This window comes from Acetobacterium carbinolicum, from assembly GCF_047456275.1.
GTDB lineage: Bacteria > Bacillota > Clostridia > Eubacteriales > Eubacteriaceae > Acetobacterium > Acetobacterium carbinolicum.
Genome location: NZ_CP173357.1, coordinates 1,005,591 through 1,029,383, shown reverse-complemented (window position 1 = coordinate 1,029,383; position 23,793 = coordinate 1,005,591). Strand labels below are relative to the sequence as shown.

The following is a 23,793-nucleotide window of genomic DNA, read 5'->3' as shown; positions in this document are numbered from 1 at the left end:
CTGAACTTTTATTTTATTATATTACAATCTGAATTAATTGTATAGTCCAAAGCATACAACCATTCAGAGTGTACAAAAAAAGAAGTTCCCTTTAAAAGGAACTCCCTAATTTCTACAAAAGGTGGAATGGCAGATCTTTTTCTCGCTTCGCCTTTTTTGCCTGTTCTTTTTGTGCTTGAGCTTTCTGTTTCTTTTTCGCAATTTCCGCGCGAACTTTACGTTCTTTTGAAATTGCACGTTCTGCTGCCTTTGCCGTCAATTCTTGAAGTTCTTTGGCTTTTTTTATAATTTCTTTACGAAGCCGCTCTTCTTGCTCAATTTTATTTTTAGCTTCATCTTCAACCGCTTTTTGACGGGCCCGTTCAATTCTTTTTGCCTCGTCTTGTTCAGCTTTTAATTTCGCTGCTTCTTCGGCCGCTTTTTTCGCTTTAATTTCAGCTCGTTTTTTTGCTTCCTGTTCTTTTCTAGCTATTTCTGCTACGCGCTTATCTTCAGCTACTTTTTTAAGTGCCGCTGCTTCATCCTGAGCTTTTTGATGGACTTTTTCAAGTAAATCCTTTGATTTTGCAGCTGCTGCTTTTGCTTTTACCTCAGCAGCAACTTTAGCTGCTGCTGCTTTTTTAGCCAGCTCCCTTGCTTTTGCCTCGGCCGCTTCCAATTCTGCCTTAATTTTTTCTTCGGCTTCCTGTTTTTCTTTTTCTTCCGCTACCGCCTTGGCTTTGGCTTCTGCTTCCTTTTTGGCTTTGGCTTCGGCTTCCTTTTTGGCTTTTGCTTCGGCTTCCGCCTTAGCTTCTGCCCTGGCTTTAGCTTCTGCCTCCTTCTTAGCTTTGGCTTCTGCCTCCGCCTTGGCTTTAGCTTCTGCTTCCTTCTTGGCTACGGCGTCTGCCTCTGCCTTAGCTTTGGCTTCTGCCTCCGCCTTGGCTTTGGCTTCTGCCTCCTTCTTAGCTTTGGCTTCTGCCTCCGCCTTGGCTTTGGCTTCTGCCTCCGCCTTAGCTTTGGCGTCTGCCGCCGCCTTGGCTTTGGCTTCTGCCTCCGCCCTAGCTTTGGCTTCTGCCTCCGCCTTGGCTTTAGCTTCTGCTTCCTTCTTGGCTTTGGCGTCTGCCTCCGCCTTGGCTTTGGCTTCTGCTGCAATTTTTATTTCATTCATTTCCGGGGGATTATTGTCACTCAAATCTTCGGCGCTTTCCTCTTTACCAGTGATCACTCTGCCAACTTTTTTTATAAAATCATCCAATTTTCCCACTTCTTCATTCCCCGCTTCACTTGAATTCGATGTATTCAAATTATTTTGAATCGCAGTCTCTTTTATTAATTGTGATTTAGGTTTACTTTTTCGAGCCATGACACTCTCCTTTTTAATGACATAGTGTGGTTCTATTTTTTATAAATGGCCTTGGAGCATTTATAAAAAATAGAAATCTAGTGTATAAAAAGACAAATGACCGAAGCCATTTGTCTTTTATACATTTCAGTTTTTATTCTTGTGCTAAAACAGGATTTTCGCAATATCCTTATGTGGTGAAGCGATAACTGAATAACTCGTAATGAGGTTTGATTCAGCCATCTCTGTCTGTGCTGTTTGAATAGCCATCTTAACAGAAGAAATTTCACCAGTGATTAATACAAAGCCTTTTCCACCCAAGCCTCTAGCAATTCGAATTTCAAGGAGTTCTACGTTTGATGCTTTCGCACAAATATCTCCGATCAAAATTGAAGAAATTGCATTAATCGTTTCAACAATACCTAGCGATTTCACATCACCGATTTCACCGGCGCCTAACATGGCCGGTAGAACATCGGGGTGAATATTCGGTATAACGTGAGATTCTAACATGTGGATACCACCCACATGTGCCCCATTCTTTATTGATGCTTCGACGGCTCCCACATCTCCAGCAATAATACTGACGTATTTTCCAGGACATAAAGGTGACGCCATCAGCAGCTCAACATTTGCGGATTTCAGCATTTCATCAGTGGATTCTATACCAACTGGAATGCTCTTAAATTCCATAAAACCAACTGCTTTTTTCAAAATACCACTTCTTTCTATACTGTGAATGTTTAATTTTTTTTAATTTTTACCAAATACTTCAACTAAAGATTAAACTAAGATTAATCCACCAATAATTACGGTATTGATAAGCTGTGTTATAAAGATTGTTACGGCTGGAGGGTCGATGTGGGTGTCGCAATGACTGTTAAGCGTTTTTGCTGCCCATTCGCCTACGAAAGCTGTAAACATACCTGTAATCGCGCCGCCGATAATTGCAGCAAAAGGATTTAAGGTAGCTGTGAACACTAATACTGCGGTTGTACCTGAAGGTAAAACAATATGATGCCATCCTTCAAAGTAAACACCACACATGATTAAGATCAGTGAGAATGCCGCAATTGCAAAACCAATAACGGGTGTCATTGAGAACAGATAAGCTGCTTCAGCAACGCCATCAACTAATCCTAGTGTTCCTAAGGCAGCAGCAACACCACCAATTAAGATACCGATACCAGCGCCATAAGTAAGTACAAAACCTAAACGGCTTCCGGTCGCAATCCATTCGCGTTTTTCTCCGGCTGGTGTTTTTCCCGTTAGACCAGTTTTACCAAATACTAAACGAACAATAATACCAGAAAGCATAACAGTGAAAGCAACGGTGTCAGTCCAGCCAGCAGCGCCTTCACCAAGAAGTCCACCAAAGACGACTGGTCCAATCACTGGTCCAACAATGTATTGGATCAGGAAACCAACCATACCGAAGATACCACCTACGATCAATACCATCGGATCACCAAATTTTACAAGTGGTGTTACGATATCTTGACCATTTTCAATGTGATTTCTGGTCATTGCAAACGCAGCACCTGCTACAGCACCACCGAAGGCAACATGAGGACCAAACCAGGAACCGAAACTAATAATACCAATTGCAGGAGCCCCAAATTCTCCACCCATGATTGCCGCTAAAACGGTTAAACCGGTGAAAACAAAGGCTGTGATCCCGCCCATAAATGTGGCTAATACGCCACCGCCAAATGCGGCGATTAACATTGTAAAGTCCATAATTATCCCCCTTAAAATATGATTTAGGACTCGATAGTGATTTTCTCACTATCCGCGGCTGAAATCCTACCGCTAATACTAGCAAAAATTTTTGAGCTCAGTTTTCCCTCAGGGATATCCCCGATGAGTTGTCCTCGTTCCACATGATCTCCAACGTTTACAACGGCCACTGCAGGAGCACCTATATGTTGTGACAATAATAGGTTGACTTTCGAAAACGTCTTCTCCGTTTTTACCATCGGGGCCGGAAGATCATACTTCGTCAGTCCCAATCGTGATACTAAACGGTAAACGTTAAACTGTTTGCCTTCTCTGAAGGGCACAGCTGCTGTTGGTTCATTGTGATGAGGATTTTTGATCCCTTTGCTTCCAAATTCTCGCTTGAGCATGGCATTGAACTTCCAAGGTTGTAGGTCCATTACGCATGCATATTGACATAAGCCACATTCACAGCATAGAAAAGCGTTTGTAGCTTGAGTGGACGTGTCGCAGGTTGAACCATAAGCAGCGATCCGCATCAGTTTATGGGGTTCCAGGTTATGACCCAACGCGTATCTTGGACATAGCTCTGTACAATAGTTACATTGCATACAAGCCATCCCTGCCATTTTCATGGTTTCCTTGATGGACTTTGTTTTAGAAATAATCAGCGAATGATCTTTTGCTAAGACAATCAGTCCTTTGGTTGTTTTTGTAATCGTTGACTCTAAATCGACAATTTTTCCCATCATTGGTCCGCCGTTAATTACGACAAAATCCGCGATGGTCGTTCCGCCAGCTAATTCCAAAGCTTCACGAACGGTGATACCCAAAGGTACCTTTGTTGTTAGTTTGTTCTTAACCTCACCTGTTAATGTCAAATATGTATCCATAACCGGTTTATTGTCTACCATTATATCATAAATGTTTATAAGTGTCTCCACATTTATCACTAATGTACCGACATTTAACGGAATTCCGGCTTCAGGAACAATCCGTCCGGTTGTTTCATAAACAAGAACCTGTTCATCCCCAGCCGGGTAAAAATTTTTCAACAAGTGCATTCTAATCTTCGGAAATGCAATTAATTCTTTGTCTATCGCTTCAATAGCAGGTGTATATTTCTTTTTGAGGCCAATAATGCCTTCCTTTGCTTGTGTTTGATCCATAACAGCCTGAAGAGCTGTTAACATTTTAACAGCCTCCAGTGCCATCAGTTGTTGATCAACGCGCAATAATGGTTCGCATTCTGCGCCGTTAACGACGACTGTGTCAACGGTGCAATTTAATTTGACCTGGGTTGGAAACCCTGCCCCGCCAGCACCAACGATGCCGGCGTTTTGTACCAATTCTACTAAATTTGCGCTCATGAACAACACCTCTATTATTTAATCGTAAATCCTCCTACTAATACACATCTTCTTTTACGAGTAAATGTCTTAGCAGATGTCAGGCCTTCACCAGTAGGACCGGCAATGGTAAAGGTTGTATAACCTTCTCCGCCAACGCCGATACCAGCGTATGAAGGACCATTTTTAACAAAAATAGTGGTTTGCACTCTTTTTGCCATTTCAGTTAAGTTATTGATATTTGTTGAATGCATAATCGCGGTATGTCGGTTGCCATGCTCAAGGGTTACTGCCAAATCAATTCCTTCGGCAATATTTTTAACGCGAACAATTGGTAGGATTGGCATCATCAATTCTTCAACTGCAAAGATATGATCTTTAGCTGTTTCCATAATGATTACCCGAACCGAATCATCGACTTCAATCCCAATTCCTTTTAGAATCACTTTGGCACTTCTGCCCACATAATCGCGGCTTAAACGACCACCGGGAATAACCAGTTCTTCTAATTCGGCAATTTTTTTGGCATCTTTCAGTTCGTAAGCACCATTTTTTTTCATGTTAAAAATCAGATAATCCGCCACCTGTTCAACAACAACCACTTCCTTTTCAGCGATACAAGGTAAGTTATTGTCAAAACAACAGCCATCAATAATATCTTTTCCAGCTTTTTCAATATCAGCCGTTTCATCAACTAATGCTGGCGGATTTCCCGCTCCGGCACCAATTGCTTTTTTACCACTTTGCAAAACCGTTTTTACAACTCCCGGACCACCAGTTGCACAGAGCATGGTGATTTGGGGACTGCCAAACATTAAGTTCGCACTATCAATGGTTGGTTCAGCTGTTGTGACAATCAGATTTTCTGGTCCACCAGCTTCTAAAATTGCTTTGTTAAGCAGTTTAACTGTTAAAGCGCTGGTTTTTTTAGCACTGGGATGCGGAGCAAATACAACCGTATTTCCAGCCGCCAGCATGCCAATTGAGTTACAGATAACCGTTTCACTGGGATTGGTTGATGGCGAAACCGCACCGATCACACCAAAAGGTGATTGTTCAATCAGGGTTAAACCATCATCTCCGGTAAATGCATCTGCAACAAGATCTTCTACCCCAGGTGTTTTAACTGCGGCCAGTTCATGTTTTAAAAGCTTATGTTCGTAGTTGCCCATACCGGTTTCCTCAACCGCCATTTGACAAATCATTTCCATATTCTCTTTTTTTAGCATTTCAGCTCGCATCGCCGCAATCAACTTACTTCGAAACGCCATCGATTGTCTCATAAATGACTTTTGCGCTTCAAAAGCAGCGTCAATGGCATTTTCCATATTATTAAAAACACCAAGTTCGCCATCTTTTAAAGGCTTACCACCATCAACTGCACAATCAATTTCAGCCATTACTTTTTTTACAATATATTCTATACCTGTTGTATCAATATTCATACAAGGTACCTCCTGGATCGTGTTATTTTTTGTCTTATTTTAATGCGTCTAGTCCAGCTTGAGCAACAGTCATGTCTTCTGCAACACTGCCACCGCTCACTCCAATACCTCCGATGATCTTATCCCCTTCAAAAATAGGGAAACCACCGCCAAATACAACCATTCTACCTTTATCACAGGACGCGATTCCGAAAAGTTGTCCTGATTCTTTGGCAAGATCGGCTGCTTGATCAGTACCCATTTTAAGCGCAACGGCTGTATAAGCTTTGTTCGTTGCAATATCCATACTAGCGAGTAAAGAGTCTTCCATGCGGTTAAATAAAACCGTGTTGCCACTGGCATCACAAACTACAATCACCATTGGCACATCAATTTCGATTGCTTTTGCAGCCGCCGCTTCTGCCATTTTTTTTGCCATATCTAATAATTTTCCAGTCGTCGTCATTTTTTCTTCCTCCTGATTAATTAGTATTCTACAAAATAGCCAAAGCACTCTTGGCAATAATCATATCTTCGTCAACGCTTCCGCCACTGACACCAATTCCGCCAATCACTTCACCATTGTGTTTTAATGGATAACCCCCGCCAAAAACAACCATGCGACCATTATTTGTCCATTGCAGACCATATAGGGAGCCATTCTCTTTTACTACATCGGCAACCTTATCGGTGGACATTTTCAGTGCATTGGCCGTATATGCCTTGTTCACTGAAATATCAATGCTAACCATTAACGCATCTTCCATGCGTTCAAAGTAGGCCAGATTACCACCGCTGTCGACAACTGAAAAAACAATCGGCACATTGATTTCTTCTGCCTTAACTCGGGCTGCTGCCGCCATTTTTTTTGCTAACGTGAGTAATGAATAATCTTTATTACTTGCTCCACTGTTAACGCTATCCAAATCAGTCTGTTCTAACGCGTTCAGTTTTTCTTTTACCCGATCGACAATTTCTTTGACAAAACCATTAAACTCGACGGTACGGGCTAAAACAAACAAGGTATCTGAAAGCCGATTAACAAATTTCACCAATTCCGGACGACTTTCTTCATTTTCACGATTATATTTTACAATCAATCGTTCACCTCGTCGGACAACCGTTCGAGCAACGTGAAGTGCTGCTGATGCGGGACTGGCGCCAGGGATAATGAATGCTTTTTGGGGACCAATAATCGCGAGATATTGTTCCATTGTACATTCCATGTAATCCACATCGGCCTGAGAAATTCTGTCTGCAAGCATCGCCTTGCCTTTTTCATCGCTGGCAAGTTCTGCGCCTAAAACAAAGATTCGTTTTTGCAAATAGTGTAATATTTCTTTGATATCATTATCTTCACAAAGTGAATAGGCTAAACCAATAGTCGAATTTGCTTCGTCCATGGTTCCATATGCATCGACACGGATATTATCCTTCGGTGTTCGACTGGATCCAAAAAGACCGGTCTCACCTTTGTCCCCGCCTCGGGTATACACATTTGGCATCTCTTCACCCCGCTAAACAATCTGAATTTCATCAACAATGCCAACAATGGTCATATCAAGCGGAGCCATCTTGTCACCATATACATAACGGGCATTACTTCCCGATGTCACGATCACTGTTTCGCCAATACCTGCACCCACTGAATCAACGGCAATTGCTGTAGAAGAACTTGAATATTTTTCAAATTCACCATATTCGTCAATTTTTTTTATTATCAATAGTTTACACCCCACAAGATTTGGATCTTTTTGGGTTGATACTACGTTTCCGACTACTTTTGCTAACTGCATATATTCACCACCCTTACTTAAATCCTGATAATCTGGAGCCCAAATTCCTTTGCGGCATCCGCAGCATACCCCGTTATAATTGACCCCGATGGTATTTTAATCACATCCGATTCCCTGGCTTTTAAAATATCGACCCGTGAAATGACATTTTTATCAATCACGCATTCGCTACTCTTGCCCAGCAAGATCTGATTAACCACCGTTTCTTTGCTAACAGGCCGCGCTGTCTTTTCAACGATTAAATCATTTGCTTCTGTGGGGGTTCCACCAACACAAGTCGCATACAAGTCTTTACCACTTACTAATTTCATTCCAAAATCCCGCAGTGTTTTGATGTTATTATTCAACATTTCGCGGTATTTTGGAGACGATTTTCCCATTCCGAGAGTTGCTCTCTGGGGATCATCCGGATCGCACGCATTGATCGCTGCAACGACCGGTGTTCCAGCCATAAATCCGTGATTTACAAGGGATAAAAGCACCGTATCGGTTATTCCCACAGCCAGTTTGGCTGCTGTATTCACGCTCATGGTAGCCATTACAAATAGATCTGCCGATCCGTAAAGCTCTTTTTGGCTTTTGATGTTCCCACTGTGATAAATCACATCAAGACTTAATTCTTTTTGAATAGCTAAAGGGTCTAACACCTTCATACCATCATCAGAAAGAACAACTTTTAATTGCCAACCATCTTTTTGTAATTTCAACAGTGAATCCATCGACTCGTCAAAACCAATCGTAGCTCCCGTAAAGAAAACAACTGCTTTTTTGGGTTGATTTTTTATTCGCCTGACAACCTCGTCAACAATTTTTTGAATAAGTATATCCAACAAACCGCTTTCGAGCATTTTCTCCATGTCCAAATTCTATCACCACATTTCTTACCTTTGACAATTAAAGGCGATCCCTAAGGGTGTTACCAATAATGGTTCTACTGGTTTAATGGTTTTGATACCTGTTTCATCTTCAAATATTTTTTCAAAATTATCAAAAACACAAGCCCCACCAACCACATAAATAACATCTACATCATACCCGACCACAAATCGATTGACGATCGACGCCATCTTTTGAACAACGGGTTTAATAATTGGAAATATTTTGTTTTGTGATTCGTTCTTTTTTAGTTCCTCTGCCTCTTCAAAGCTGATGTGATGAAAACCTGCCAGTACCAGACTCATATGTGTTCCTCCGGTCGCTTCATCGGCTGTGAAAATAACTTCACCATCTTTGAGAATACTGATTCCCGTGGTTCCGCCACCAACATCCACTACCGCTCCATTTTGGATACCAAGAACGGTGGCTGCTGCGGTTGGTTCATCAACGACATTTGTAACCACAAAATCGGCTGAATCGACCACGTTGGAGATAATTTTAGTATTCCCGGCCAAGATACCAGGAGGAATGGCTGTGGCTGCTTTGGCATATGTTAAGTCAATGCCTAAAATTGCTTCAACCTCACCTTTAAGTTTTCGTACAATTTGACTCGCTCCGAGATAGTCAACGACAATTCCGTCGCGAACCACTGACGCGCCTTGAGTCGCTCCGGCAATGGGACGATTGTTCTCATCAACCACAGCGATGACAATATTTGCAGTACCGAGATCGACACCAACTTTTAATTCGCCCGTGTAGGCATTGGCTTTTTTCCCCCGAATTAATTCTGCAAATTCCAATATTGCGTCGTTACCAGATTTCCAATCCATTATTTCACCTGTTTGGGATTATTTTTAAATAATCATTGTTACTTAGTCCTGCTGCGTTTGCTTCATCGGTATCTAAATGCATTTCGTAATCAAATTTATCGGATACTCGGGCCAACACATTACAGAAAACAGTTTTCCGAATTCCGCTTGTTTCAACGCAAACCCAGTCTTTATCCTTAATGCCAAGTTTTTTAGCGACCTCAGTCGGCATATGAATGTGCCTTAGTGCAACAATCACGCCGTGACTAAGGGTAACCGAACCGCATGGTCCTTCAAGTGTAATTCCCGGTGTCCCTTCAAGTTTCCCTGACTCACAAACTGGAGCTTTAATGCCTAAGGTTCTGGCATCCGTTAAAGATACTTCAATTTGACTTTCCGGTCTGGCAGGTCCTAAAATACGAACCGTGTCAAAGCTGCCCTTCGGCCCTATTACCTTAACGGTTTCTTTTGCGGCATATTGTCCGGGCTGTTTTAAGTCTTTCATATTGGTCAGTTCATAACCTTTGCCAAAAAGTGTTTCAATATCTTCCTGGGAAAGATGAATGTGTTTGTTAGAAATTCCTAAAACAACACGATTCGGAGTGTCTTTTTCTTCCATCAATTTCTTAACCGTATTGATTACGATTTGTTCAATGACTTTTTTTTCGTCTGCATTCATAGTTAACACCTTTTCTTCAAAAGATCATTTTTGTCTGAATCATTCAACAGATTTAAGTGATTATTCTTCTGTATTTTCTTCTGCTGTTTCTTCATTTTCTTCTGCTGTTTCTGCTGTTTCTGTATTTTCTTCTATAGTGACGGCTTTCGTGACAACTTCAGCTTCTGGTTCGACTGGTGGTGTAAACCCGACTGTTTGATTATTGTAAATTAATTTCTCAATTCCTTCACTGGGTCTGGCGATCACTTTGGTTGCCCAAACGCCCCGGCCTTTAGCACAAGCAGCCGTAGCCGCATCAACTGCCGCTTTAACAGCACCGATATCGCCTGCTACTTTAATGGTCGACATCCCGTCGCCCTTACACGCTTCGTAACCAATCAGTCTTACATTTGCTGACTTGACTGCCGCATCGGCCGCTTCAATCGCTGTGGCCAACCCAATAGCTTCTATTAGGCCAACGGCCTCTCTTCTATTCAAATTAACCCCTCCTTACGACAGTTCCGTATTATCAAGATTCTTAAAGGGCATTCTTTTCACCAGCCTGGCAGCGTTGCTTCCGATTGCTCGTAGCGTTGCCTCATCGCTGTAAGCTGGAATTTTAAAAATTGGATGATCCTCTTTTAATTTTATATAATGGAGTACCACTTCATTTTCCGTAATTCCAATTCCCACGCCAAGGTGGGATAGTTCCGCGCCTCGAAAAGCGAGTTCCACCGGATTGGTTTCTTCCAGTTCTTCGATAGAAAACGGAATGCCTTCTTCTTCGATTCCGTGTAATACTTCATCAACGACCTTTTGATACGTTATATTTTTGCCATGGACAACTTTTATTTCTGGTTTTGGAGCATCAAAATCCATTCGCATCTTTATTCACCCTCTTCGTAAGCAAGTACGAGACCAGTGGCTACTGCGTTACGTGGACCCTCAACCCCTCTAATATTGGCCCGTCCTGAAACAATGCTATACTTGGATAAGGCGTCCGTTACTAATTGCGGAATCTCAAAATCGAGGGCTGATCCGCCAACTAAGGTAACAAATTCAATATCCCGACAGTTTCCGGTCGGGCTGACACGTTCTAATGAACGAATCGCATTTACAACAAATACTTTTGTTTTCGCTTCTCGACGTATTGCTCGAATACGTTCTAGTGAATAATTACCCGGCATGGGTATCATTCCATTTGGTGTCAAAATGACAACCCGTGCAAAAGTTCTGGGATCAAGTGGCTTGTCAAAAAATTGAACGGTTCCATCTTCATGACGAATATGGAATAAACTTTCAACCTTAGCTAACGGATATTTTTTAATATCTTCCGCCAGAGCCATGTTGTCATATCCTAATTCAGATGCGATGAGCAGGGTGACCATGTTTCCGGCACCTGCTAAATGGATGGACTTAATTTCACCTGCCCTGTTAATAATCGCTGCGTCTGTCGATCCTGCGCCCATATCGATAATCGCTAAAGGCTTATTACTACCAGGTGTTGTTAACGCACCACGGATCGCCATATCGGCTTCAACTCCGCCCACTTCAACTTTTACACCCAGTTCAGCTTCCAATTCATGGGCAATCATATTCATCTGCAATTTATCAGCCTTAACCATGGCGGCAATACCAACGGCATTCTCCATGGAAAATTCTTCCGCAATCCCACCTTTGACTGTTTGAGGAACGAAAGTATCGACGGCTAATAAATCTTGAATTTTAATTGCACTTGGCAGTTGATCTGTCAGGTTTGACATGACCTGTCTCACCTTTTCAAGCATTCCACCGGCATTGGTGCCAGCTTCTCCTTTAATATCTTCTACCGGAGCTACAGAACGTATTGCTTCCATAATTTTTTCAGCACCATCATCCACATTAACCTGAGCTTTTTTGTTTGTGCCCTGAATAATGATTTGGCCAGCCGGGATTTTTCTTTCTTTGACATCCCCTGCCGGCGTTTTGATAACAACTGCTGAACGATTTCCGATGAGGGCTCGTGAAACAGGCACAACCTGTTTTGTCTCGTCGGATGTTAAATCAAATACGGTTGCAATACCGTATGGGTTTGATAGCTGTTCAACTACCGAACCTGGTGCGGCAACCTCAATGGCAGCACGCATGTTTCTTGGCACCTTATCAATCAGCGAAACTTCATCAACAATCGGAATTTTTTTGACAAGTCGGTTATTAATTAAAACGCCATCATCACGTTGGACAATGGCACCATTAATAAATATGCCGTTATTAACAGCATGGTTAATAATTCGAGAGGAATCATCAAAATCCACTTCTCTTGGAATAACAACGATAACTGACTCGCCTTTATCACAATCATTAACTTCTCTTATGTCTACGGTCACACCCACACCGATCCCCAATCCCCCTGGTGTCGAGGGATTGTGACCGATCATGGTTGATTCCGTAATAATTGTTTCCGTAATTGTTTCCATCGCTACATCCCCAATAACGGGAGCAGCTTCATTGATCCGGATTAAATCAACATTTTCTACGGTTAAACCAGCTTTTTCAAGGGCTTGTTTGAGAGAGGCGAAAACTCCATGAATATTTTGACGGGTTCCCTTCATCCCAGTGGTATCAACAATACCGCTACAAAGAAATTCAGGCTTTCCATCTACATATCGGGCAAGAGCTGTTTCAGTACTTGCGTTTCCAATATCTATTCCTGCAATAATCATATGTTAGTCCTCCCAACACTTCCTATTTATGCTAATTCTATAAGAATTCTTTTGATCGTTTTCGGTTATAGTATACTTCAGCAGCTTCAGCTACTAAAGAAGCGGAAATTGGAGCATTGAACTGGTTTTTAAGTTCAGCAGCAATCGCCAGTAATTCTTCTTTAGTCGATTTGTATGGACGCAGGGCATTGTAGATTTCTAATAAACGAGCATCTGGAACAGCAATTAGTTCAGCCGCTCTTCTTAGATTTCTGGCAAATGCATCACGTTTTACAGATTCAGCAACCTGAGCTTGAAGTTCAAGGGTTTCTGGTCTGATTCGTAAATCTTCTGGTGTTAATTCCCCAGCTAATAATTTATCTAAGGTTAATTCTTTGTAAGCTTTACCAGTAGCGGATTTAATCAACTCTGGTCTTTTATCACCGATAGGGTAATCAGCTTTTGAAACAGTTCCGCAAGATTCTGTAGCAGGAGCTGCAGCGGTACTCATAGAACTCATAACTTGTTTAACGATTTGTTCCAACATTTGTTCTTGTGTCATTCTGGTCACCTCCACTTATACAAACGAAACTTGTTGTTCGACGGCTTTTTTACCGGCTTCAACATGTTCAGTTTCTTTAATATGTAATAGGGCCGCTTTCGCCTGGTAAGCTGGACGAGCCATCTGGTCGTTTCTTACTGGAACGGGTGCTGGGCTTTCGCCTTTAGCATATTTAGCAGCATTTTTCCCGATCGCTCTGAACGTATCTAAATCGATCAATGGCGCTTGGGAGAATAATTCTAAGTTACTTAACTGTGGTAAATCTTTTTGGTGAATGAGGCAGGTACCTTTTGACTGTAAGCCAATGCCGATACCTGATCCAGAAAGTTTAGCAGCGGTATGACCGCACACAGCAACGTCAGAACTTCGGTAAATTTTGATAACTCGAGCTTTTAAGCCTTCTTCTTCAATCCCAGCGATAATTTCTTTAAGAACCTTATCATGTGGAATACCGATGATCGTTTCATGTTGAGACTCAGCAAAAGCTGGTGCTAAACCGATTATTACTTCATCACTCGCCATTCCTTGTTTTGCTTCTCCGACTGGAGACAGTTTAACAGCGCCGGCAGCAGTAGCTGCTGGTGCAGAAGCTGGTGCAGAAGCTGGCGCAGCGCCAGTCATTTCTTTTAAAACATCTTCAATAATGCTTTTTAACATTTGTTCGTTTATAGCCATTTTATTACACCCCTTCCTATATGCTTGCTGGGTCAACAGCCCATGGAATATCTTGGATTTGTGCCCATCTTTCGTCACTGATTACATAACCAGTTTTTACTCCATGATAGGTATTTGGATAGTTAACTGCTGAAATACATTCCCATGTAGAGCTTAATTTAGAAGCAGTGTGTAAGTAGTCACCAGCACATTTCTGTAATTGAATGTTAAAGATCGATTCAGCAACATCTCTCATGCCGCCTCGGTCTAAAGCTTTAATAAAGTCAACCGCTGTTGCGCCACGACCCATTAAATCTTCAACAGATTTTAAGTCAGCGACAACATCACGGTCAGGCATGTCTTGTGATCCACGAGCATAAGTTGCAGCTTCAACTTCAGCATCAGTGATTTCGGTCAAGCCTAATTCTCTGAATAAGATCTGCATTGCGCGAGCGCCTTTAGCACGAGCAGCAACAACGGTATCTTCATCAGCAGGTTGTAAACCGGCATCGATTTTTAAGTCACGTTGGATTACATTCCAATCATCATAATCATCGGCATCCCAGTTAGAGCCTGCAAACATATTATCATAGTTAGGTGTAGCAGAGTAACCAGAACAGATGTAATCAGTTCCTGGTACCATTTGCATTAATGAACGCGCAACGCGTCGTAAGTCAGAGTGAGTAAAGGTCTGGTCATTAGAAGAAGCACACTCTAAATCGAGGCATGCTGCTAATAAGTTTTCAGCCAATACTTCGCGGATACCGCCCGGTACACCAGCTGGAACACCGATACAAGAAACTGAACCATTCTGGCTTCCTTGTACGCCGGCACCCTTAGTGATATATAAGCATCGCGCTTCAAGATAAAGCATTGATTTACCTTCAGCATAACCCATTTGTACTTCTGATCCAGAACCAGATGTAAAACGCATTTTCAAACCACGGGAAGCGTAGCTTGATGCTAAGAAAGCTTTAGAGTATGGAGTATCATCGCCATCCATGAAAACGGGTTCGGTACCATATACCGAAATCGTTTCAGCGTAAGCGGTGTAACCTTTCATACCAAGATCAAGTTCGGTCGCTTCTTCAACCGCACATTGTGTTAAGATACCGGGACGACCAACATTTGCGCCGACCATGATAGCAAGAGCATTAAATGGTGCATAACGACCGATACCGACGGTTGTTTCCATTTCATCAAATCCACGGATAGCAGCTTCTGCAGCATCAGCAGCGATTTGAACCATGTTATCTTTTACGTTGGTAACGTGACATTGGTTAGAAGGCATTAGACGAGCTCGCATTTTACTTTGAGCCATCATCATTTCCAACACGGTCATGTGACCAAGAACTTCGGTAATTTTAGCAGGCGTGATTGATGTTGTAATATCAACAACAACGTCTCTCGGCACATTAATATCAACAAGCATATTAGCAATTTTTAAAGAATCCATTGCCATATATTCTTGGGCTTTTTCTAAACGAATAGCATAGTTCGCGATGAATGTATCAAGCATATCAAACTCAGCTCGTTTTTTTCCATCTAATTCAACAACCACACCATTTTCAACCACCAGGCTCGGTGTTGGATCTTGAGGGCTGTTCATTGCAATGAGACCTACTTCTGGCCATTCTTTAACAAAACCATCCTTTTTGACTGGACGAGCTGCTAAAGCTTCAAATCTTTTTGACTTCATAGTCATTATTCCTCCTTCTTTCTTAGAAAACTAACAACAGCTGCTTAAATATAAGGTGTTGTTACAGGTGGGCAAGGACCGCCAAGAGCTTCTAAAGCTTGTTTACCAACTTCTCTAGCTGCGTATACGGCTTGACGAACTGCGCCAGCGTCTCCAGAAATGAAGATCATTGATTCATTCGAGAATTTAGTACCACCATTATCAGGTGAAGCATAACCACAAAGTTCTACGTTAGCAGCTTTCAAAGCAGCATCAGACATTAATACGCCGATACCAGCTGGAGCACCAACAATGATTGCGAAAGCTTTTCCAATTGGAGCGCCTAATACCATATTACAAGCAAAACTTGCTCGAGCTGTGTATTGGAATTCCAAATGACCTGCAGCGTTTGCATATACATCTCCGAAGGTTCTGTTTAGGTCGTTAAGGGCAACTTCAACAGCACGTTTTGCATCAGATACATCTTCTGCACCAAAGATAATTAAAGAACCATGACCTGCGCCACCTTCAGTATCTCTTGCGAATTCACAAGAAACAACTTCGCAATTAGTCGCTTTGACAGCTTCATCAGCAGCAAATACCTGTGGACCAGCACCAGTTCTAGCAGAAAGAATACCGATAGATCTGTATTTAGGATCAATTTTCATTGCTTCGTGTAAAGTTCTGTCCACGTTTGCAATAACAAAACCAATTGTGTTACCAACAGCGGTTCCTACAAATTCGGTCAATCCGCATACACCTGTGGCAGCGGCAACTGAGCCAGTTTCTTCAACTTCACTCATTTTTTTCATAACTTCTTCCATCAACTTGTTCATTAAATCATCTTTCATTAATTTACACCTCCGTAATTATTAAATATTAGGCGTTTGCAAAACGCCACAGCCCGCATAATTACGGGATATTTTTAACATAAAAAAATATAACTCCTCACCAGATTGTGATAAAATTGAGTTGCTTATAAACAAAGCTATCAACCTGAAAGGAGTTATATCATGACTATTTTATCACAAAAACAGCTTTCTTTGGCTGAAGTTTATTCTGATTGTACTCATTTTTTTGAATATGACAAACATCACTTTCTTTCACTACTGGAAGAGAATCTGAATCTTCACGCGTTGATTCCGCATTCATTTTATCAGCATTACTATTCGGCTCATGGCCGATATCGAGATTTTGAACTTTGTTCGATTCTCTGGGCGCTGATCCTGCAGCGGATTTTTTCCATCCCCACGGATACACTCCTGATTACTTTTCTCAAGTTTTCCAGAGAACTCCGCGATTTCTGCGGTTTTAACCGGGTTCCCCACGCATCGCAACTAACCCGTTTCAAAAAAACATACCTGATGGACTTACAATCGCTCTTTCATCGTCTTGTTGATGTAACTGAACCGATCTGCCAGAAAATTGATGCCGAGAAAGCGATGATGACCATTTTTGATACCTCAGGAATTGAAGCCTACGTCACTGAAAACAATCCAAAATTTGCTAATAAAATCATTAAGCAGCTCAAGGCATTTAAAAAATCTCACCAGCTTGATGACGCCTATGATCCCTATAAGGCTGCTTACGGTTCAATGCCCACGCACGCAAAATCCAACCCGGAAATCAAACAGCTCTACATTAATGGACATTTCTGTTACGTCTACAAATTCGGCATCATCACCAATGGACTTGGCATTGTCCGGGATATCACTTTCTATGATGCGAATTTTCTGGCTGATCATCCGGAGATTTCTGTCGAGAAAAAATCAGATTCTCCCGATGAGGACAAATCGCTTCATGATACTAAAGCCCTGATTCCGGTTCTTACAGACTTCTTTAAAAAGCACCCGCTGATTGTCCCCAAACTTTTCATTGGTGATGCTGCGTTTGACAGTTCAGCGATTTATCAGTCCCTCCTTGGGGAGCTGAAATTTGAAAAAGCTTTCATTCCATTGAATCAGCGTGGTAAACTTTCCTATTCGGATTGTCCGGTTAATGCAGATGGGATTCCCTGTTGTCCAAACGATCCTTCTCTTCCCATGAAATCCGAAGGGCGGGCCAAACGAAAGAACGGCCTGATTCGGTTTAAATTCACCTGTCCCAAAACAAAATGGATCAAACAGGAAGCCGGGAAAGCCAAACGTCAGTGTTTCTGTGAAAATCCTTGCACTTCGTCTTCCTGTGGTCGGATGTTTTACGTCTACCCTGAAAAAAATCTCCGGGCCTACCCCGGAACCCTTCGTGGGACACTCGAATGGGCTCGAATCTATAAGATCCGGGGCGTCGTTGAACAATCCATTAATCACTTCAAAGACAGTTTCTGTCTTGCCAACCGTAAAACTCAAAATGCCAGGACACTTCACGCCGATTTGCTATTGGCCGGAATTACCCAGCTGATTACTGCAATTCTTTCCGATACTATTCATCAGCATCAGTACTTACGCAGTCTTAAACCACTCGTTGCCTAGTTGGACTTTTTATCTTCTTTGCCCAGCTTTTGTTTTTGCGCTTTTTTTCTCATCTTCTGCAACATTTTCTTCGCTTTGTTGTTCGTTTCCCTTCTGACTTCATGAAGTCTGTCTGTTTCTTACCGCCGAATTCTCTGTGCTCTAAATCTTTTTCATTTCGCAATTACCTATATTAAATATTATAGACTTGGTAAAATTTTCTCCACATCACCGTGTGGTCTTGGGATTACGTGTACAGAAACAACCTGTCCTACTTTGTCAGCAGCCGCAGCACCTGCATCAACTGCAGCCTTAACAGCTCCAACATCACCACGAACCATAACAGTTACTAATCCAGAACCGATTTTTTCGTAGCCTACTAATGATACATTTGCTGATTTTACCATTGCATCAGCTGCTTCAATTACTGCAACCAGTCCTTTAGTTTCAATCATGCCTAAAGCTTCGTTTGTCATAAGCTCTATCCTCCTTAATTTCAAGATTTTGTTACTGAACTACCTCTATTTTAATTCAAAGTCTATGATAATTACTTGTGCTATTCTTATAAAATTATTCTAAGTTTCTCAAAATCACTCTGAAAACCTTTTACTATCGCTGTTTTTTGTATCTGTACACAAAAACATAGTGCAATATTTTGTCGAATCCCTGCACTTTAAAGCCAGCCTTGCTTATTCTTTCACTAAAAAGAACAGGTCAACCATCAGGTTTTCCTGTTCTTCGTTTTTGCTGTTTTACTCAATTTTTATTCAAGAAACTTCTCGATGCTTTTCTGAATATTTTTCTTCATTGGAATGCGTATTTCCCGAATGATTTTCTTCCTCTAAAGCAATACTACGGCGCTCTTTCCGATACTCTGTCGGTGTCATCCCGGTGCTCTTTTTAAAAACCTTACTGAAATAGTTCGGTTCATGGTAAGAAAGATCCAGGGCAATATTGATAATCGGAACATCGGTATTTGCCAGCATATCTTTCGCAATTTCGATTTTTCGTTCCGTTAGGTAGGTTACGAAATTAACGCCTGTTTCCTTTTTAAAGATCTTGCTTAAATAATAGGAACTCATATTTGCATACTCGCCGACCTGATCGAGAGAAATGTCTTTATAACAGTTTCGGTCAATATAGTTTAAAATATCTTCGATATTATTCTTTCGCGTTTCTTTATTATCCAGCATCCGGTCAAAAACCTTGTCGATGGTTTTCATGATCTCAATTTTTAGATCGTAGCGGTTCTTGTAGCCGCTGACAAATTGCATGTTATTGCTTGAACAGAGCGGACTATTCAGCTCATAGCCGCACATATCCTGAGTGACAATATTAAGTTCTTCCATAAAGTGTTTAATTTCTGACTGGACCGACATAATATCATAGGTATGATAATCATAAATCATATCCAGATAGTTGATCAGTGCTGTTCTGGCATCGCTGTATTTTTTCTGAATAATTGCAAAAATGACTTCATTCATTTTTTCATCAAATCGTTCTTTCGCATTATTCTTTAAAGAAGCAATACTCTGATTGATCGAATCCATGAGTTGCTGGGGACGGATCGGTTTTAACAGAAAATCATCCACCCGGGCTTTAATGGCTTGATGGGCAAAATCAAATTCATTGAATGCCGTAATTAAAATGACTTTTTTTTCATGATCTTCTTTTTTGATCATTTTTAAAACATCAATTCCGTTTATCTCTGGAATATTAATATCCAGCAGGATAATATCCGGATTTAATCGACGGATTTCTTCAATGGCTACCAGTCCCGAAGATGCTTCGCCCACAACTTCAATATTTTCCCCATGCTGACTGAGAATGAGCTTAATCGCTTCAATCTCTAAATGCTCGTCTTCTACAATAAACAGTTTATACATGATTATAATCCCCTCCCAGCTAGAGATTTACGGGGTATTTTAATCGTAATTTCAGTGCCCTTTTCAAGCTCACTTTTTATTTCAACCCCATAATCAACGCCGTAGTAATACATAAGCCGCTTGTTTGCGTTATTAATTCCAATTCCGGTATTCTTTTCCCGTCCGTCCGCTTCATAGGTACCATCCAAAATTTTATGGATGCGATCATCAGGAATACCCTTGCCGTCATCGACAATTTTGAGAATGGCAATTTCTTTTAGAATATCAGCGGTTATTCTGACTTCACCACCTCTTGCATTCGGTTCAATGGCATGAATAATGGCATTTTCGACAAAAGGCTGGATGGTCATAAACGGACATAAGATATCTTCAGCCATCTCATCCACTTCCACCAGATAATTTAATCGATTGCCCAGACGCATCTTCTGGATCGATAAATAATTTTGCACATGTTCCATTTCTTCTTTTAGCGTTACCACATTGTTCTTTTCTTTTTTCAGGGTGTAACGCATCATATCCGAAAACGCATAAATCATTTCCTGAGTTTTATCTGCCCCTTCCAAAAGTGCCAACCGGCCAATGGTATTTAAAACATTAAACAGAAAGTGTGGATTAATTTGAGCCTGTAAAGCTTTTAAATCAGCTTCTTTTAACGAAGCCTCGACTTCACTTCGCAGTTTAACCTCTTCCATTAATTCCAGGTTCTTATTATGCAATTCCTCCTGAATAATATGAATCATCTGTTTTTCTACCAGATAATTGGCAATGGTATAAAGCAAATCTGCTGCCGATCTTACCTGTGTTAATGTTGTTTTTAGTGTTTTGTCATATAGATCCATTATTTCAGGATTCTTTGAAAAATCGGTCAGTTCATGACTTGTCCCAAAAGGCAACCGTTTCATTTCTTCTTCATCTATTTTTACCTGGCCGGCCATAATAGCGCCAAGATAATTACCTTTGACCATGATCGGAACGGCAAGGTCGACCAATCCCCCATGACAAATGTAAATCGATGGTTTCCCAGATCGGGCTGACTCAATCCCGCCGTGGGCATCTGACTGAAAGCAACAATCCCGATTGCTACTTTCTTTTCTGACGCAGGTACAGTATTCTGAAAAATTACTGTATTCCGTAATCGGATTGCCTTTGTAATCAACAGTAACCGCAGCAAGCCCAGTGGCATCTGAAAAAGAATCCTGAATTCTTTGCAGTACCTCTACGTCAATAATGTCAGTAATCTTTAGTAAGACTCTCATATAACAACCCCTTTAGTCAATAATCCCATAATTCTCATTTGTTTCGATTCCCATTTGAGTAATATTATAACACAAACAGGAAATTTTTGGCATTTTTTTTACCACTTTATATTATTTTGCTTTGCATCAGTATTATATTGCTGCGAATTTTTAAGTTCATTGGTGTTTTAGATAAATCAGGTATTTTCTTGACCGCGACAATTTGAACAATACCGAATTTTATCGGTTACCTGTAAGAAATCCGATTTTTTGTATTCTCAACCAAATAATCAGTACTTTTCCAATCATTTTATCTCAATTTTTTTAAAAAACCGAGAATTTGTCTGAACTTTTTAAAAAAACACTTGCAAAAAAAAGACACCTCAATTATACTGTAAAAGTGTCCTGAAAGCAGTATCATCTGGGGGTGTGGCGAAGTTGGGATCGCGTCTGACTGGCAGTCAGAAGGCCAGGGGTTCGAGTCCCCTCATCTCCACCAATAAGAATTGCATAAGAGAGCCGTTGAGGTTCTCTTTTTTTTATGTCCCAGGGGCAGAAGAGGTCAAAAAACCTCTACCTTGGGGACAATTTGGAGACCGTTACAAGAAAAACTAAAGCTCAATCACAAAACGTTATTGAGCTTTACGGGCTTTTGTGACTAGAATATGATCCAGTGCATCGCTTGCTTTTGCATCGGCCGAATTAATCACATGGGCATAACGTGCCGGTTATGGATAAATTAGAATGTCCCAGCCATGAAGATACCGTTTTGAGATCCACACCACTGGCAATCAGTATCGAAGCGTTTGTATGCCGCAGTGAATGCAGATGCACTGGCTTTAGCCCATGCCTGTCTGTGAATTTCTTCAAATAACCGCCGATGGTGTCCAGGCTCATGGGTTCCCCGTTCCACCGGGTAAAAATAAAATCATGATCTTGCCACCGATCCCCCACCTTAAGGCGCTCTTCCAGTTGCCAGACCTTATAGGCCTTAAATAAATCAAAGACGAAATCAGGCAGCTTAATACTTCTTCTGGATTTAAATGTTTTGGTTTCCCCTTCAAACAGCCCCACACCGGCAATGTATTTTAAAGCCCTCTTCACTGTGATAATCTTATCATCGAAATCAATGTCCGACCATTTCAGGCCGCCGATCTCCCCACGCCGTAAACCACTGAATATTAGAAGATTAAGAGCCAGCTTATATTTTATGGGTTCCAATCCCTATCTTAATTTTTTATATTTTTTTATAACAACGTACCGGCGGTCAACTTTCTTATAACACGCAGGTCGCATGCGTGACCCCCCTCCCTTGAAATAATAGTTCTGGATTTATCAGTCATTGGATAGGGTTACCTCTTCCAACTATGCGGATTGTGGAAAAGTTTTTTGCCACCAAATTAGGCGATTACTTTATCTGAAAAATCAGAAAAAGACTTTTGCTCAAAAATATTCAAAAGTACCAGGGTAATTGGCTCCCGAAAAAACGTGAACCAATCTTGCTTTCCAATTGTGGCAAGGAACACCGGCGCGATTTTACGCCGATCTTGCCAGTCCTTTACTTTCAAGGAAATCAATGAATTCATCCAAAAATTGGTCATGATCCACATTATCAGGCAGTTCAACAACGCCGTTAAGTTCTATGTATCGACTCATTTATTGGCGCTTTCTTTTCTTTTGGAACGATGGCCAGTGTATAACCCAATGGATCAAGCAGTTTAAACAGGGTGTCAATCTTCGGGATCGATTTGAGATTCTCAAGGCGTGCAATGGCCGGTTGCTTTAGACCTGTTAGATCAGCAAGCTTTTGTTGAGAAAAACCGCTCGCTTCACGTGCTTCAATTAGTTTACCAATAAGGGCTACCTCAAATTCGACCTCTGCCCTTTCTGAATCGCTCATAAAATCAGGGTCATTATAAAGGTCGCTGAACTCTGTAAATTCTTCATTGCCTATTTTAATACTCATTTTTAACACATCCTTTCATTAAAATCTTTCATGTTTTTTATTGCTTTGTCAATTTCTTTCTGCGGGGTTTTCTGCGTTTTCTTATGGAAATAGTGTAGCAAAACAAAAGTATTATCTTTCCAGTAAAAGAAAAATATCCGGTCTGCTAAAGGTCTTAGCTCCCAGATGTCACCATCAATGTGCTTAACGGTTGGGTTACCAATCCGGGTACCATATTCTTGTAATGATCGCATATAGGTAGTGATTTTTGTAAATTTGATACGATCTTGCTTACTGGTGCTGGATTTGGCCTTTAAACTGGTGAGATATTCCCTTACAGGCTCATTGCCTTTTAAATCTTTATAAAATATTACTTTAAACATATCAACCTCTTTATTTGATTAAATTATAACATATTTGTTATAATATGGCAATCTGTTTTAATTTTTTCCATTATCTCACAAAATAGAAGAGGTTCTAAGAACCGCATAAATAGGATGTATGTGAATTATTTCCATTAATTCCATAAGTTTATAACATTTACAACATATATAACAGGGGTTACAAATTAATTTGCGACATTTACGACACGATCCAGAAAATTAAAAAGAAGAGGTCTTTGATTGAACCTCTTCTTACAGGCCTATAAAGATGTGCTGGATTTTCAGCCGATCTATTGGGGGTCTTGCTCCTCTTCCAGGTGGTCTTTATTTATGCCTCCAGGAACTGATTTTGGATAATAACACGTGG

At 41.1% G+C, this 23,793-nt stretch carries 24 protein-coding genes, 1 tRNA gene and 1 pseudogene; 2 read left to right on the top strand and 24 right to left on the bottom strand.

What is annotated here, in order from left to right; translation table 11 throughout:
- Positions 1–112: 112 nt before the first annotated feature.
- The 18 genes from ACIZ62_RS04855 to pduB all read right to left on the bottom strand — a co-directional run bounded on the left by ACIZ62_RS04855 (position 113) and on the right by pduB (position 16,378).
- On the bottom strand, positions 113–1,342 hold the full coding sequence (locus tag ACIZ62_RS04855) for a hypothetical protein (protein WP_414151340.1): 1,230 nt from the start codon (positions 1,340–1,342) through the stop codon (positions 113–115).
- A gap of 144 nt (positions 1,343–1,486) precedes the next feature.
- Complete coding sequence (locus ACIZ62_RS04850; protein ID WP_026396043.1) at positions 1,487–2,035, bottom strand: BMC domain-containing protein; 549 nt, start codon at positions 2,033–2,035, stop codon at positions 1,487–1,489.
- A gap of 69 nt (positions 2,036–2,104) precedes the next feature.
- Positions 2,105–3,061: a hypothetical protein gene (locus ACIZ62_RS04845; protein WP_111887712.1), complete on the bottom strand. Its 957-nt coding sequence runs from the start codon at positions 3,059–3,061 to the stop codon at positions 2,105–2,107.
- Between the two features lie 23 nt (positions 3,062–3,084).
- Positions 3,085–4,410, bottom strand: coding sequence for a 4Fe-4S dicluster domain-containing protein (locus tag ACIZ62_RS04840; RefSeq protein ID WP_111887713.1), 1,326 nt, complete (start codon positions 4,408–4,410; stop codon positions 3,085–3,087).
- Between the two features lie 14 nt (positions 4,411–4,424).
- Complete coding sequence (locus ACIZ62_RS04835) at positions 4,425–5,834, bottom strand: aldehyde dehydrogenase family protein (RefSeq protein ID WP_111887714.1); 1,410 nt, start codon at positions 5,832–5,834, stop codon at positions 4,425–4,427.
- 34 nt (positions 5,835–5,868) lie between these two features.
- Positions 5,869–6,279, bottom strand: coding sequence for a GlcG/HbpS family heme-binding protein (locus ACIZ62_RS04830; RefSeq protein WP_111887715.1), 411 nt, complete (start codon positions 6,277–6,279; stop codon positions 5,869–5,871).
- A gap of 28 nt (positions 6,280–6,307) precedes the next feature.
- The gene (locus ACIZ62_RS04825; protein ID WP_111887716.1) at positions 6,308–7,318 is read right to left on the bottom strand and encodes a cob(I)yrinic acid a,c-diamide adenosyltransferase; all 1,011 of its coding nucleotides are present in this window, start codon (positions 7,316–7,318) and stop codon (positions 6,308–6,310) included.
- Between the two features lie 12 nt (positions 7,319–7,330).
- On the bottom strand, positions 7,331–7,609 hold the full coding sequence (locus tag ACIZ62_RS04820) for a EutN/CcmL family microcompartment protein (protein ID WP_014356937.1): 279 nt from the start codon (positions 7,607–7,609) through the stop codon (positions 7,331–7,333).
- Positions 7,610–7,626: 17 nt separating this feature from the next.
- Entirely contained in the window at positions 7,627–8,466 is an 840-nt protein-coding gene (locus tag ACIZ62_RS04815) for a flavoprotein (RefSeq protein ID WP_242988669.1), read from the bottom strand.
- 24 nt (positions 8,467–8,490) lie between these two features.
- Entirely contained in the window at positions 8,491–9,315 is an 825-nt protein-coding gene (eutJ, locus tag ACIZ62_RS04810) for an ethanolamine utilization protein EutJ (protein WP_111887718.1), read from the bottom strand.
- 4 nt (positions 9,316–9,319) lie between these two features.
- On the bottom strand, positions 9,320–9,973 hold the full coding sequence (gene pduL / locus ACIZ62_RS04805; protein WP_111887719.1) for a phosphate propanoyltransferase: 654 nt from the start codon (positions 9,971–9,973) through the stop codon (positions 9,320–9,322).
- A gap of 60 nt (positions 9,974–10,033) precedes the next feature.
- On the bottom strand, positions 10,034–10,450 hold the full coding sequence (locus ACIZ62_RS04800) for a BMC domain-containing protein (protein ID WP_111887720.1): 417 nt from the start codon (positions 10,448–10,450) through the stop codon (positions 10,034–10,036).
- Positions 10,451–10,462: 12 nt separating this feature from the next.
- Positions 10,463–10,837 carry a glycerol dehydratase reactivase beta/small subunit family protein gene (locus ACIZ62_RS04795; RefSeq protein ID WP_111887721.1) on the bottom strand — a complete coding sequence of 125 codons (375 nt, stop codon included), beginning with the start codon at positions 10,835–10,837 and terminating at the stop codon, positions 10,463–10,465.
- Between the two features lie 2 nt (positions 10,838–10,839).
- On the bottom strand, positions 10,840–12,654 hold the full coding sequence (locus ACIZ62_RS04790; RefSeq protein ID WP_111887722.1) for a diol dehydratase reactivase subunit alpha: 1,815 nt from the start codon (positions 12,652–12,654) through the stop codon (positions 10,840–10,842).
- Positions 12,655–12,691: 37 nt separating this feature from the next.
- Positions 12,692–13,195: a diol dehydratase small subunit gene (locus ACIZ62_RS04785; RefSeq protein WP_111887723.1), complete on the bottom strand. Its 504-nt coding sequence runs from the start codon at positions 13,193–13,195 to the stop codon at positions 12,692–12,694.
- A 15-nt stretch (positions 13,196–13,210) separates the two neighbouring features.
- Positions 13,211–13,870 carry a propanediol/glycerol family dehydratase medium subunit gene (locus ACIZ62_RS04780; RefSeq protein WP_111887724.1) on the bottom strand — a complete coding sequence of 220 codons (660 nt, stop codon included), beginning with the start codon at positions 13,868–13,870 and terminating at the stop codon, positions 13,211–13,213.
- Between the two features lie 16 nt (positions 13,871–13,886).
- Entirely contained in the window at positions 13,887–15,548 is a 1,662-nt protein-coding gene (locus ACIZ62_RS04775; protein WP_111889705.1) for a propanediol/glycerol family dehydratase large subunit, read from the bottom strand.
- Positions 15,549–15,592: 44 nt separating this feature from the next.
- Positions 15,593–16,378, bottom strand: coding sequence for a propanediol utilization microcompartment protein PduB (gene pduB, locus ACIZ62_RS04770; RefSeq protein ID WP_111887725.1), 786 nt, complete (start codon positions 16,376–16,378; stop codon positions 15,593–15,595).
- A 168-nt stretch (positions 16,379–16,546) separates the two neighbouring features.
- On the opposite strand from pduB, the pseudogene ACIZ62_RS04765 reads away from it, so the two are divergent.
- A pseudogene (locus ACIZ62_RS04765) lies at positions 16,547–17,927 on the top strand (transposase).
- Between the two features lie 250 nt (positions 17,928–18,177).
- Here ACIZ62_RS04765 and eutM read toward each other — a convergent pair.
- The 3 genes from eutM to ACIZ62_RS04750 all read right to left on the bottom strand — a co-directional run bounded on the left by eutM (position 18,178) and on the right by ACIZ62_RS04750 (position 21,119).
- Complete coding sequence (eutM, locus tag ACIZ62_RS04760; protein ID WP_070371827.1) at positions 18,178–18,453, bottom strand: ethanolamine utilization microcompartment protein EutM; 276 nt, start codon at positions 18,451–18,453, stop codon at positions 18,178–18,180.
- Positions 18,454–18,744: 291 nt separating this feature from the next.
- Positions 18,745–19,863 carry a response regulator gene (locus ACIZ62_RS04755; RefSeq protein ID WP_111887726.1) on the bottom strand — a complete coding sequence of 373 codons (1,119 nt, stop codon included), beginning with the start codon at positions 19,861–19,863 and terminating at the stop codon, positions 18,745–18,747.
- Positions 19,864–19,865: 2 nt separating this feature from the next.
- Positions 19,866–21,119 (bottom strand): PocR ligand-binding domain-containing protein, encoded by a 1,254-nt coding sequence (locus tag ACIZ62_RS04750; RefSeq protein ID WP_414151339.1) that lies wholly within the window; start codon positions 21,117–21,119, stop codon positions 19,866–19,868.
- Positions 21,120–21,521: 402 nt separating this feature from the next.
- Between ACIZ62_RS04750 and ACIZ62_RS04745 the strand changes: the two genes are divergently transcribed.
- A tRNA-Ala gene (locus tag ACIZ62_RS04745) sits at positions 21,522–21,597 on the top strand.
- 203 nt (positions 21,598–21,800) lie between these two features.
- Here the strand turns inward: ACIZ62_RS04745 and ACIZ62_RS04740 are convergent.
- The 3 genes from ACIZ62_RS04740 to ACIZ62_RS04730 form a co-directional block, all read right to left on the bottom strand.
- A complete protein-coding gene (locus ACIZ62_RS04740; RefSeq protein ID WP_414151338.1) occupies positions 21,801–22,319 on the bottom strand; it encodes a site-specific integrase in 519 nt (172 codons plus the stop codon).
- 412 nt (positions 22,320–22,731) lie between these two features.
- Positions 22,732–23,064, bottom strand: coding sequence for a helix-turn-helix domain-containing protein (locus tag ACIZ62_RS04735; RefSeq protein ID WP_111887730.1), 333 nt, complete (start codon positions 23,062–23,064; stop codon positions 22,732–22,734).
- A gap of 2 nt (positions 23,065–23,066) precedes the next feature.
- Positions 23,067–23,426 carry a type II toxin-antitoxin system RelE/ParE family toxin gene (locus ACIZ62_RS04730; protein ID WP_111887731.1) on the bottom strand — a complete coding sequence of 120 codons (360 nt, stop codon included), beginning with the start codon at positions 23,424–23,426 and terminating at the stop codon, positions 23,067–23,069.
- Positions 23,427–23,793: the final 367 nt, after the last annotated feature.